The sequence below is a fragment of the uncultured Draconibacterium sp. genome (assembly GCF_913060805.1).
Classification (GTDB): domain Bacteria; phylum Bacteroidota; class Bacteroidia; order Bacteroidales; family Prolixibacteraceae; genus Draconibacterium.
Genome location: NZ_CAJXTC010000022.1, coordinates 62459 through 74557 on the forward strand (window position 1 = coordinate 62459; position 12099 = coordinate 74557).

At 39.3% G+C, this 12099-nt stretch carries 9 protein-coding genes; 3 read left to right on the forward strand and 6 right to left on the reverse strand.

The genetic code is table 11. From position 1 onward, the window contains the following. Positions 1 to 222 precede the first annotated feature (222 nt). Both QZ576_RS14190 and QZ576_RS14195 read right to left on the reverse strand, forming a co-directional pair. The gene (locus QZ576_RS14190) at positions 223 to 861 is read right to left on the reverse strand and encodes a response regulator transcription factor (protein ID WP_297098297.1); all 639 of its coding nucleotides are present in this window, start codon (positions 859 to 861) and stop codon (positions 223 to 225) included. Between the two features lie 404 nt (positions 862 to 1265). Continuing rightward, positions 1266 to 1910, reverse strand: coding sequence for a response regulator transcription factor (locus QZ576_RS14195; protein WP_297098299.1), 645 nt, complete (start codon positions 1908 to 1910; stop codon positions 1266 to 1268). A gap of 567 nt (positions 1911 to 2477) precedes the next feature. Between QZ576_RS14195 and QZ576_RS14200 the strand changes: the two genes are divergently transcribed. Beyond that, positions 2478 to 6512 (forward strand): PKD domain-containing protein, encoded by a 4035-nt coding sequence (locus tag QZ576_RS14200; RefSeq protein ID WP_297098301.1) that lies wholly within the window; start codon positions 2478 to 2480, stop codon positions 6510 to 6512. 52 nt (positions 6513 to 6564) lie between these two features. On the opposite strand, the gene QZ576_RS14205 is transcribed toward QZ576_RS14200, so the two are convergent. Further along, a complete protein-coding gene (locus tag QZ576_RS14205; RefSeq protein ID WP_297098303.1) occupies positions 6565 to 8163 on the reverse strand; it encodes a Na/Pi symporter in 1599 nt (532 codons plus the stop codon). 103 nt (positions 8164 to 8266) lie between these two features. On the opposite strand from QZ576_RS14205, the gene QZ576_RS14210 reads away from it, so the two are divergent. Beyond that, complete coding sequence (locus QZ576_RS14210) at positions 8267 to 9652, forward strand: sulfatase (RefSeq protein ID WP_297098305.1); 1386 nt, start codon at positions 8267 to 8269, stop codon at positions 9650 to 9652. Between the two features lie 38 nt (positions 9653 to 9690). Here the strand turns inward: QZ576_RS14210 and QZ576_RS14215 are convergent, their stop codons facing one another. After that, positions 9691 to 10194 (reverse strand): DUF4252 domain-containing protein, encoded by a 504-nt coding sequence (locus QZ576_RS14215; RefSeq protein WP_297098307.1) that lies wholly within the window; start codon positions 10192 to 10194, stop codon positions 9691 to 9693. A gap of 89 nt (positions 10195 to 10283) precedes the next feature. Then, positions 10284 to 10967, reverse strand: a complete 684-nt coding sequence (locus QZ576_RS14220; RefSeq protein WP_297098309.1) for a pseudouridine synthase — start codon at positions 10965 to 10967, stop codon at positions 10284 to 10286. A 101-nt stretch (positions 10968 to 11068) separates the two neighbouring features. Between QZ576_RS14220 and QZ576_RS14225 the strand changes: the two genes are divergently transcribed. Further along, entirely contained in the window at positions 11069 to 11542 is a 474-nt protein-coding gene (locus QZ576_RS14225) for a methionine-R-sulfoxide reductase (RefSeq protein ID WP_297098311.1), read from the forward strand. Positions 11543 to 11576: 34 nt separating this feature from the next. Here the strand turns inward: QZ576_RS14225 and QZ576_RS14230 are convergent, their stop codons facing one another. Next, positions 11577 to 12077, reverse strand: coding sequence for a hypothetical protein (locus QZ576_RS14230; RefSeq protein ID WP_297098313.1), 501 nt, complete (start codon positions 12075 to 12077; stop codon positions 11577 to 11579). Positions 12078 to 12099 lie beyond the last annotated feature (22 nt).

The window sequence follows — 12099 nt, forward strand, 5'->3', positions numbered from 1 at the left end:
TTACCTTCATCTTCAAAAGGAGAAGTTTCCTTCTAGGCGTCCGGATGTATTCGTCATGATTTTTTGAAATTACATCTGGGGCAAGATGCAATTTCCACCCTTATTTATCATTTCATGACAACCTTTTCAGAATTGCAGATACAAGTTACCATAAGATAAAATTCGATTCAATCGGGAATTTTCCTGAATTTTTTTGTGCTTATTGGGTATGAAATTAAGGTATTAATGTAGGTTATTTTGATAGGCAAATTCGATCATTTCTGCAGTAGACCTTACACTTAATTTTGTTTGTATATTTTTTTTGTGCGACTCTACTGTTCGTGGGCTTATATTCAATTTAACACCTATCTCTTTATAAGTGTAGCCTTTACAGAAAAGTTTCAGAATAGAGAGTTCTCTGTTGGTTAGAATCCTTTTATCCTCGAAGGTTACAGAAACCTTCTTACTTCTTAAATATTTTTTAAGTAATTGCCATACTCGTGGAGGGAAATGATCATCTCCGTTTTTCACAGTTTTAATAGCATTTACCAACATATCGTTTCCGGCATCGTTAAAGATAAAACCATTAACTCCCAGGCTAATATACTCCTCGAAAAAGTCAGAATAATCGGTACTTAATACCAGTAAAACCGGAGTTCGCGAAGTTTTTCGTCTGATTTTTTTTATACTACTGATTCCTTCATCCAAACAATGAATGATATCAATTAGAATTACATCGGGCTTTTGGACCTTCAGTTTGCTTATAAACTCGTTGATAGTTTTCGATTCAAAAACTATTTTACACTCTCCTGAATCTTCCAGTACCGACTTTATGCCGGAACAAAAAAGTGAATAGTTTTCCAATATGGCAACATTGCACATAATCCCCCCATTTTTTATCATTATACACTTACAAAGTCGGAATAAATCCAACTGCGCAAGGGATTCCACTATTGCTAATTTAAGGGTGGGGCTTGGAATTACGTGAATTCAAGATACAATATACCACTTTTTACGTAGCCAGTCAATCCGTAATTTTCCGTAAAATATTTCCGTAAAATTACGCAATAAAATACCTATTAGTATTCTATATGTTTTCCATTTAAAACTCATATTTCATTTAAATGCACAATTAAATTGTAGTAAAATAGCTATTAAATAAGAAATTGAAGGTTCTTAATTTTTATAAGGGAATCTTCGGCCATGCCAATGATCGCACTCTGCAGCTCTTTTTCTTAAATATTCAAGTCCTTTATTCTGGGTGAGCGAATTGCATATAAATTAACTCAGACGATATTATTTTTGACAGCATAACCAATAAGTTCTTTCAACGAACCGATTCCAAGTTTAACAAGAATATTATTCTTATGCGACTCCACTGTTCGTGGACTAATGGAAAGCTCCTCACCAATTTGTTTGTACGAATAACCTTTGGCGAACAATTTCAACACGGTTAATTCTCTCGTCGAAATCTTATCTAGATATTCTTTATTGGTCTTTAGCTTAGCGGTATCCGATTTTAAGTCCCTTTCATTAATTCTCAGATATCGATCGCCATTTAAGATTTTATTACAGGCATAAAGTAACTCTCCTGTTGAATCCGATTTCCAGATAATCCCTTTAATACCATTCATTATACCTTGCAAAACCACGTTATCAGCTTTGCCAACGTTTATTAAAATGGCAGGAATATCCGTGTATCTTTTCTTCAACCAATCGGCAACTGGTATCAAGTCTTCAAAAGGCAATGTATAACTCAATAAAAAAAGTTCGCCTGAATCTAAATCCTCGGCATTTTTTATCTCATCTAATGAAGTATAACACGCCACAACCTGAAAACCACTGGCCTCGTTGAAAAGTAATTTTAAGGCCTCACGACAAATGGTATTATCATCAACCAATATTATTTTTTTTCTTTCCGACTGATTCATCACAACTTTTAAAACGAAAAGAAAACATAAAAGTTCCAGGTCTCTGAAGATTAGCTAGTTAAAAAAGAAGACATTTTGTATTAATTACTGATAAATGAATAGGATATAAACTGACTGAGAGTGTTTGTTATACTGGTTAATTTAGGCAAAAAAACTTTACATAACAATCCGAATGTTCACAATATCAAACACTTACAATTCCTTCGATAAATTTTTTATCTATTTTTTGTAGTACCTACAAAAAGCTGAACATATAGAAAACACTGGTACTTTGATATGAAATTAACATCCAAGAATTTTTCTAAATAGCGTGCTGTTAAGAAAATCTATTGCATGTTAATAATCAGTGATTTAGATTTACATCGCAAACCTTTTTAAAGAGAACTGATTAAAGACGCTTTTGTTCCCATGTATTTCTAATTTCAGAAAGGATCAAAAAAAGTCTAGCTATGTGAAATAAAGTTGTAATAATGATTCTATCCATTAGAATTTTTATAACACGTTGAGAGATTTATCAATGTTAATCATTGATACAGGAGAAGTATGGACCACTAGATTAAAACAAAAATGAGAAAACCAGAGTTAGTGTTGCTAATGCTATTTATAGCATTTATTGGGAAAAGTACGTTTGCCCAAAACCCACATTTCAAGTTGGAAAGTAAAGATCATCAATCAATTACCATTGATGAAACCTATTCAAAAACAGTAGAGATCAACCCTTTTAAAGGACAGGGCAAAAAGATCTATGGACTTGCGGCCAGCGCGGATATTGAATTTTCATCGGCAGATGGCTGGGTACGTTTGGTATTACTCGATCAGGATTTTAACGAACACCTTTTATTAGAGAGCTCCCCAATCTTAAACGGAACAAATCATGTTTCGCTAATTGATTATGCCGAAGAAACTGCTTTATTGGACGGCGTTGTTCCTTATGCCATAAGCGTGGAGGTGAATAACGCTTCAGTTGCAATAAAAAACTTCTCCTACTCATCGAAAGGAGATGTAATTTCAGATTACAACAAGCAGAAAAAGGAAAAACGTTCGGCTCAGAATAAAGACAAAATTGAGAAGCTGAACAAGAACCTAAAAGCCAGAGGACAGCATTGGGTAGCAGGTGAAACTGGTGTTTCGCAAATGAGCTATGGAGAACGCAAAAAGCTCTTTGGACAAAGCACCTTCCCTGCAGGATTTGAGTTTTATGTGGGGGGAGTATTTTCTGCAAGCTCTTCACAAGATGACGGTTCAACAATTTTAAAATCAGCCACTTCAACAAGCCCATATATTGATAATTGGGATTGGCGTGATCGACATGGGAAAAACTGGATTTCCCCCATTACGAATCAAGAATTTTGTGGGTCTTGTTGGGCTTTTGCTAGCGTTGGTGCCACAGAAGCAATAACCAACTTATATTTCAATCAACTTTTAAACTTAGACTTGTCTGAACAAGATTTGATTTCATGCAGTAATGCGGGAGGATGTGATGGAGGTTATCCTTATTATGCTGTCGATTATATTACAAAAACAGGTGTCGTAGATGAAGTTACATTTCCTTATAGTGCTTCTAATGAATCCTGTGCTAATAAATCCAGCAATCCTAACGAATTTATTAAAATCAGTGGATTTGAAGAATTTGGATGGTCTGATAAATATGCTGCTCATAATGAGGATGTATTGAAATCAATGCTTATAGAGTTGGGGCCATTAAGTGGAGCTGTAGTAGATTGGAGTCACTCAATGGTTTTAGTTGGATACAAGATTGTAAAAGAAGGAGATGTATTTTTTTACAGAGACTTAAACCTAGATAGATATTGGAAAACCGTAGAGAGTAGTGATCCACTGATCGGAAAAACAGTGTGGATATTTAAAAACAGCTGGGGAGATAGTTTTGGGGATCAAGGATATGTGTACATTGAAACTCCTATCGATAATATTCAAGCAACTTTTGGACTTAAAACTCCTGTGGTAAGTTCGGTTAAAAATTATAATATTGTATGTGAAGATCGCGACGGCGACGGATACTACTGGTGGGGACTGGGTGAAAAACCAGCCAACTGTCCTCCATGTCCTGATCTCGCAGACGGTGATGATTCTGATCCAACTAAAGGGCCACTGGATGAATATGGTTACTGTATGCCACTAAATGGAGCTCCAACTCCGGTTGCGAACTTTACTTCAACCAACACTGCAATTAATAAAGGACAGAGTGTGAGTTTTACCGACCTTACTACAAATACACCAACATCGTGGAACTGGACTTTTAACGGCGGTACTCCATCAACATCTACCGAGCAAAACCCAACTGTAACGTATAATACAACTGGCACATTTAGTGTTAGTTTAGAAGTCAGCAATGCTGACGGAACTGATACCAAAACTGAAACAGCTTATATTAACGTAACAGAACCGGTTTATGCCCCTGTTGCAAGCTTTTCGGCTACACCAGCCTCTATTAACGAAGGTTCTGAAGTTTCGTTTACCGATTTAACCACTAACGAACCAACTGCATGGAGCTGGACTTTTGAAGGTGGTACTCCGTCAACATCAAATGTTCAAAATCCAAAAGTAGTTTATGCTACTCCCGGAACATATGATGTTACGCTTACGGTTACCAATTCCGGCGGTACAAATACAAAAACAATAACAAACTGTGTTCAGGTAATTGATACGATTGAGGCTCCTGTTGCTGCTTTTACAGCTGACAACACAGTAATTTCAGAAGGTCAATCTGTCTCGTTTACCGACCAGTCTGTCAATACTCCAACCGCATGGAACTGGACATTTGAAGGCGGATCACCAGCGTCGTCTACCAATCAAAACCCAACGGTTGTTTATGCCACTCCTGGTGTATATACCGTTACACTTTCTGCCACAAATGACGGAGGTTCGAATACAGTAACAAAAAGTACTTACATTACCGTTCAGGATACACTGGAAGCTCCTGTAGCAGATTTTATTGCTGATAACACAGCAGTAATAGAAGGTGCAGAAATTACTTTCACTGATAAGTCGAAAAATACACCGGCATCTTGGAAATGGGTATTCGAAGGTGGTAATCCATCGACATCTAACGAAAAGAATCCAAAAGTAACTTATAGTTCGCCAAACAGTTATAAAGTTTCGCTGACTGTTACCAACGCAGCCGGAAACAATACTAAAACCGTTGAAAATTACATTACAGTTGAAAAAGCTCCTGATCCGGAGTATTGTATTCCTGCACCTGACGCAACAGATGAATGGATCGCTGAAGTGCACATGGGAGACAACAGCTACACTTCAGGTTCAGAAGGATATGCTGACAACACAACAACGAGTTTCAACCTTACTGCTAACAGCAACAACAGTTTTACACTGGTTCCTGGTTTTAACGGAAAAAGCAGTTTTGAATATTGGGGCATTTGGATTGATTTTAATTCTGACAAAGAATTTACGGAAGATGAAAAGGTCTTTACATCATCAAAATCCAAGTCAGCAGTTAACGGAACAATTTATATCCCGCAAACCAATATTACCACTCGCATGAGGGTTGCAATGGGAAGCAGCAACCCAACGGCTTGCGATTTCGCAGGCTCAGGAGAGGTGGAAGATTACACCATTACAATTGCAGAACCGGCTCCTGTGCCACCAGTAGCGGCATTTAGTGCCAATTCAACAACTATTGATGCCGGACAAACTGTTCAGTTCTCGAATTTATCGGAGAACGAACCAACCAGTTATCAATGGTATTTCCCCGGTGGAACGCCATCGGCAAGTACTGAACCAAATCCAACGGTTAGTTATGCAACCGGAGGCACATACGATGTTACGCTGATCGCCTACAAAACAGGTTTCACAGCATCGGAACTAACTTTAACAAGTTACATTGATGTTACTGATAACGAAGCTACACCAACACCTACTCCATCAACTTATTGCGAACCTGCTTTAATCAGCAGTGCCAATTATTACATTCAAAGCGTGAATATTGGAAATGAGTTGACTGTTAACAGTTATGGCGATGGTTACTCGCTTGATACAAATCCATTTACGCTGAATGCAGGTGGCTCGTATTCCGTTAATTTGGAGCCAAATAATTCTTCAAGCCGTAATTTCTGGAGAATTTGGATTGACTTTAACAACGATGGTGATTTTGATGATGCCGACGAAACAGTGCTGGCCTTGAACAACAAAAAAGGTTCAGTTGCTGAAACGATTGCCATTCCTTCGTATGTTACGGGGACAACACGTGTTCGTATTTCAATGAAAGTTGGAAAAGCACCGGCATCGTGCGATGATGATTTTGAAGGAGAAGTTGAAGATTACCTGGTTTCGTTTGATCCACCTATGATGAAAGCGTCAGCACCAGAAACGGATGCACAGTCACTTTACAAGATGGATTTAAATTTATATCCAAATCCGACAACTGACCAGCTGAATCTGAAACTGTCACACTTTTCAGCAGAAGCTTCTTATTCAATATATAATACAGTTGGTAAAAAAGTTACGGAACAGCCAATCATTGCACCTTTAACAACAATTGATATGAGCGATAAAGCTCCCGGCATTTACCTGGTGGTTGTAAAAACCGATGCGCATACATTTAATGAGAAAGTGATAAAAAGATAAGTACTAGCAACACGTACAACTCTGAGAAGGCGGGATACTATGGAGACAGAAGTTAGCCCGCCTTTCTTTTTAACCGCCTTGCCAACGCGTGAATTCGCCGGATTCCCTCGAGTACTTCCGATTCAAAACGATAGATCTCAATGCGGTTTTCATCGGTTACAGAGAGTCGGTCGATAAGGTACAAACGAACGTCCTGAAGTGTTTGTTTAAAACGTTCTTTGGCCAGTGAATCATCAACCGAAGTGTCATCTACAAGATACGATTGTACCGCTTTATCAAAAGCATCCAGGGCCATATTATGGGCAACAGCAATTTGCCGTACCGTATCAATGCTTACATCAAAACCCTTTTCAATCCGGTGTTCGGCGGCTTCAACCAAAGCTGTTGTAACAACATCGGCTGCCGACTCAAGCACATTCACTGCTTCTATTTGCCGCTCCAAAATATGGGTTTGTTCCTTGCTTATCGATTGACTTTGTATGTTCTGCAGGAACGTTAAAATTTCGGCATGTCCCCTATCGATTATGGCATCCTTATTCCTCAGCGCAACCAATTCATTTTCTTTGCCGGTTAAAGCCATCGGAATGCCTGCTTTTAAAATCTCAAACACCTTTTCGCCCAGTTTAGCGATGGAATTCTGCGACAAATCCAAAGCAAGACTAACATCTTCCAAGTAGAAATCGTGCAACTCCGGAAATAATCTTTCCTCTTTCTTTTTCTTCTCGGGAACCAACCAAACCACCAGTTTTGAAATCGGATTAACCAACCAAATAAACAAGAAAGTATTAGCTACATTAAATAGTGTATGCGCATTTGCCACTTGTCGTGATTCACTTCCGGGTGAAATATCTTCCACAAGATGGGCCAGCTGTGCAATAAAACCATACCAAATTACTACACCCAAAACATTAAAAAGAATATGCGAAACGGCTACTCTCATCGCAGCTTTTGGTTTTCCCAATGCCGACAAAATTGCCGTAACACAAGTTCCCACATTGGCTCCCATAATAATGGCAATGGCCGGCTCAATATCAATTAATCCCTGCGAAGCCATAATAATTACAATTCCGGTAGTGGCCGAAGAACTTTGCACCAACGCCGTAAATAATGCCCCGATCAAAATCCCATAAACGTAATTATCGAGGCCCTCCATTAACGCTAAAAATGGTTCATAGCTTTTTAATGGTGCTGTTGCTTCGCTCATAACACTCATTCCCAGGAAAACCAAGCCTAAACCTAAAATTATTGTGCCTACATTTTTAACGATCTTTTTTTTGAATAGAAATCCGGCGAGAAATCCCACGGCAATCATTATCCACGAGGCTTTCGTAATTTTAAAAGCAATAATTTGCGCCGTAATTGTGGTACCAATATTGGCGCCGAGAATAATTCCCAACGTACTTTGAAAAGAGATCAGACCTGCCGAAACAAATCCTACAGCCAAAACCGTGGTTACCGACGACGATTGTATAACTGCTGTGATTCCGGTTCCGGCCACCAGCGAAGTCCAGCGGTTGCGGGTCATTCCTTGCAAGAAGGCCTTCATTTTACTTCCGGCAGCGGCTTTTAAACCGTCAGTCATTACATTCATTCCATGCAGGAACAATGCCAGTCCGCCCAATAGAAGTATTATTTGCGCAGTGAAATTCATTCAAAAACTTTCTACTAATTTAAAAAACTTAGCCAACTCTTCGAACTGTCATTTTGCTACTTTCAATTTAATGCTATTTTAGCCGATATTAAATTTTATAATAATGAACTTACAGCAACTTTTTTGCCTGGCCGTTTTGGCTCTGTTTCTAAATTCGTGTTCCAACAATTCTCAGGAAACCAAACAACCCAACGTTGTAATTATTTTTCTCGACGACTCGGGATACTCTGATTTCTCCCCTTTTGGGCAAACCCGTATTGAAACGCCCAACGTAACAAAGCTGGCAGAAGAAGGTATAATGTTCAAGAATTTTTATGTACCACAGGCAGTTTGTTCGGCATCGCGCTCGGCACTTATTTCGGGCTGTTACCCTGGGAGAACAAAGGTTTTTGGGGCACACGGTCCTAACGGTCGCGGGCTGGAAACCACTTTTCCAACCATTGGCGAAGTATTTAAAAATGCAGGATATAAAACAGCACTTTTCGGGAAGTGGCATTGTGGCGACCAACCGGAAACGCGTCCACAAAGCCGTGGTTTTGACGAAACCTGCGGACTGATGTATTCGAACGACATGTGGAGACACCATCCTGAAAGCCCGGACTACTGGGGACAGTGGCCACTAAAATTCTGGGAGAATGGTGAAGTTACAATCGAAGATGTGGATTCGACCGACCAAAAAATGCTGACTAAATGGTACACCGAACACGCCGTTGATTTTATTTCGAAACACAAAGATGAACCGTTTTTATTGTACGTTCCACACGCTATGTCGCACGTTCCGTTGTTTTGCAGCCCCGAGTTTGAAGGAATCACCGGCAAAGGATTATATGCTGATGTTTTAACGGAGTTAGACTGGTCGGTTGGGCAAATAAACCAGGCGCTAAAAGATAATGGAATTGAGGACAACACTATTGTAATATTTTCATCGGATAACGGCCCGTGGATTGCCTATGGCAACCACGCCGGTACAACACCGTTTCGTGAGGCCAAAGGAACAACATTTGATGGCGGAACCCGCTCGGCAACTATTATCAAATTTCCTGCAAAATTAAAAGGGAACCAGCAGTCAACTCAGGCTTTAATGACAATCGACTTGCTGCCAACACTTTGCGAGGTGGCAAATATTCCGCTTCCAGAAACAGAAATTGATGGGAAAAACGTTTGGGACATTATTTCCGGCAAACCGGATGCCACAAACCCACACGATTATTATGCTTTTACCAACGACAAACAATTTCAGGCAGTACTATCGGGCGACGGAAAATGGAAGTTACACCTTCCGCATAATTACCGCACGATGACGGATATAAAAGGAAAAGACGGAATGCCCGGAAAGTATGATTATTCGGCGAAAATTGAGCTTTCATTGTTTGATATGGAAAATGATCCGTACGAAACCACAAACGTAATTCTTGAGCATCCTGAAATTGCCGAGAAATTAATGGGGTATGCAGAAATGCATAAGAAAAAGTTCTTTAGCGAAAACTAAAGAACTATACTATTCGATTGCGATTAACGATGCCCTGATTAATGTTTAAAGCTTAAGAAACGGTCGGGATTCGAGATGTCAATTTGATTATTTAGAATTTCAGGACTGATTTCGCCTTTAACGTAAATCAGGGCATTGTCGTCGCCACCAACCAAAATCACCATTTCTTTAATCACCGATTCATCCATTCGTCCGAAAATAGTCACATTCTGGTCTTCCTCGCGAACAACCATTAACTGTTCATAATCCTTTTTCTCACTGATTTTCTTGTAAAATTCTTCGTGCAGATCAATTCGGGCATTCAAATTATCGTCATCAACGGCAATAACTTTAACTCCATCGATGCTCTCCAGCAAATCCTTTTCACTCTCTTCCAAATCACCAATCCCGGCTGCAAGATGAATTACCCAACCCGGCACTGATACCGTGGTTACACCGTCTTTAAAACGATACTTGGAATAAGCTTCTGATACTCCCGATTCGTAAACACAAGAGGTCATTAGAAAAAGACCTACCGATAAAATTAAAGCTATACGTTTCATGTCTCTGTTTTTGAATAAGACGTACTCCTTTAAATATCGTTACACTAAAACTTACAACTAATCAGAAAAACTTTGTAATATGAAATAATCTAGGAATCATAAAAGTTAAGCAACCGATCAAATTCTTCGGGAACAGGTGATTCAAAAGAAACCAGTTCTCCTGTTACAGGATGTTTAAATTCCAGTTTACCGGCATGTAGGAAAAGTCGCCGGATATCGGTATCAGCAAGAATTATTTTATTCAAGGTAAAATCTCCGTGATGCGTGTCGCCAATTATATCAAACCTGTTTTTGGCAAAATGTTGGCGCAACTGGTGCCAGCGTCCTGTTTCCGGGTTAATCTCCACCAAACTCAGTTCAATATCAGTTTTGTCTTTTGAAGTCAACTTGGTTTGAACGGTGCGCAATGTTTTATAATGTGTTACAGCCGGCTTTTTAAACTTCGATTTCTTTTTCACCAACACTTTCGAGTCAAAAGTCCCCTCGCCCGGATTGCCCTGCACAATGGCGAAGTAGGTTTTCTTCACTTCCTTTTGCTCAAACTGTTTGGTTAAAACATTGGCCACTTCCGACGAGAATGCCAAAACCATCACTCCCGAAGTTTTCGAGTCTAAACGATGCACATTGTAAATCCACTTCCCCGTTTCATCGCCAATTAACTTGGTTAAATACGGCGCATCGTTGGGCATAAAATCGTTTTTATGAACCGGAAGCTCAATTGGTTTCTCCACAACAATGATCGCTTCGTCTTGATATAATACTGGAATATTCATGTTCTAATTAAATGCCCAAAGGTAGCATTATTCATATTTGTTCTTTACATTTCTTAACGAGTGGCAGTAAACCACCACGATTTCCGGTTGTTATAAGTGGTATGAAAACAATTGTATTATTATTTATTCTTGGTTTGAGTTTTGGTAGTTACGCCCAAAATGTAAACCAAGAAAAAGACACTAAAAAAATGGAATACAACAAATTAAATGAATTTGAGCGATACGTAATTTTAGAAAAAGGAACAGAACGGCCGTTTACCGGAAAGTATACTGATTATAAAGAAAGTGGCACTTATGTGTGTAAACAGTGTGGCGCTGCTTTGTATAAATCGACCGATAAATTTGATTCGCATTGCGGTTGGCCAAGTTTTGATGATGAAATTGACGGTGCAGTTAATCGTACAGTAGATGCCGATGGACGACGTACCGAAATTACCTGTGCCAATTGTGGCGGTCATCTGGGCCATGTGTTTTTTGGTGAAGGATTTACAGATAAAAACACCAGGCACTGCGTTAATTCTGTTTCGCTCGATTTTATTCCGGCAAATGAAGACACAAAAAAAGGAAAACAGTAACTGTTTTCCTTTTTTTGTATTTAGTAGAACCTGACTACTCTGTCATTTCTTTCACCTTCATTCCTTCAATAAAAAACACACGCTCTGCTGCTGCTTGATTGTCAGCTAGAACTTCATGCGCTGCGGCTGTTTCGGCGTCTTCAACTTCGCCTTCTTCTTCACCATGTTCTTTACCTGGATTGTGTGCATCTGCTTCAGTTAAAACTTCCTTCAGAATACCTGTAATTTCCAATTCGCTTCCCATTTGCTCCTGGGTAAAAGCACCCAATTTTTCACCGGCTTCAACGCGTATTGAGATATCTTCGGTGCTTCCCATAAGAAAACAGCGCTCGCCACCTTGTTGACACACGTGAAATACGGTTCCTTTTACAACCACTTCATTATCGGCTAATTCAGGTGCCTTTTGTAGCAAGTCGTCAACGCTTAATACTTCAGCCGATTTTTCAGCTTCAACTGTAGTCTCCTGCGTTTTTGGTTGTTGACCACAGGCAAACAGAATTACCGCTAACAAACTAATTAATGCAATTTTTTTCATTTTTTTGATGTTTTGGATTTTT

Bases quoted from the DNA above. Each gene is read 5' to 3' on its own strand.
- QZ576_RS14230 (WP_297098313.1), bottom strand. From the start codon at position 12,077: ATGAAAAAAATTGCATTAATTAGTTTGTTAGCGGTAATTCTGTTTGCC.
- QZ576_RS14220 (WP_297098309.1), bottom strand. From the start codon at position 10,967: ATGAATATTCCAGTATTATATCAAGACGAAGCGATCATTGTTGTGGAG.
- QZ576_RS14200 (WP_297098301.1), top strand. From the start codon at position 2,478: ATGAGAAAACCAGAGTTAGTGTTGCTAATGCTATTTATAGCATTTATT.
- QZ576_RS14225 (WP_297098311.1), top strand. From the start codon at position 11,069: ATGAAAACAATTGTATTATTATTTATTCTTGGTTTGAGTTTTGGTAGT.
- QZ576_RS14190 (WP_297098297.1), bottom strand. From the start codon at position 861: ATGTGCAATGTTGCCATATTGGAAAACTATTCACTTTTTTGTTCCGGC.
- QZ576_RS14195 (WP_297098299.1), bottom strand. From the start codon at position 1,910: ATGAATCAGTCGGAAAGAAAAAAAATAATATTGGTTGATGATAATACC.
- QZ576_RS14205 (WP_297098303.1), bottom strand. From the start codon at position 8,163: ATGAATTTCACTGCGCAAATAATACTTCTATTGGGCGGACTGGCATTG.
- QZ576_RS14215 (WP_297098307.1), bottom strand. From the start codon at position 10,194: ATGAAACGTATAGCTTTAATTTTATCGGTAGGTCTTTTTCTAATGACC.
- QZ576_RS14210 (WP_297098305.1), top strand. From the start codon at position 8,267: ATGAACTTACAGCAACTTTTTTGCCTGGCCGTTTTGGCTCTGTTTCTA.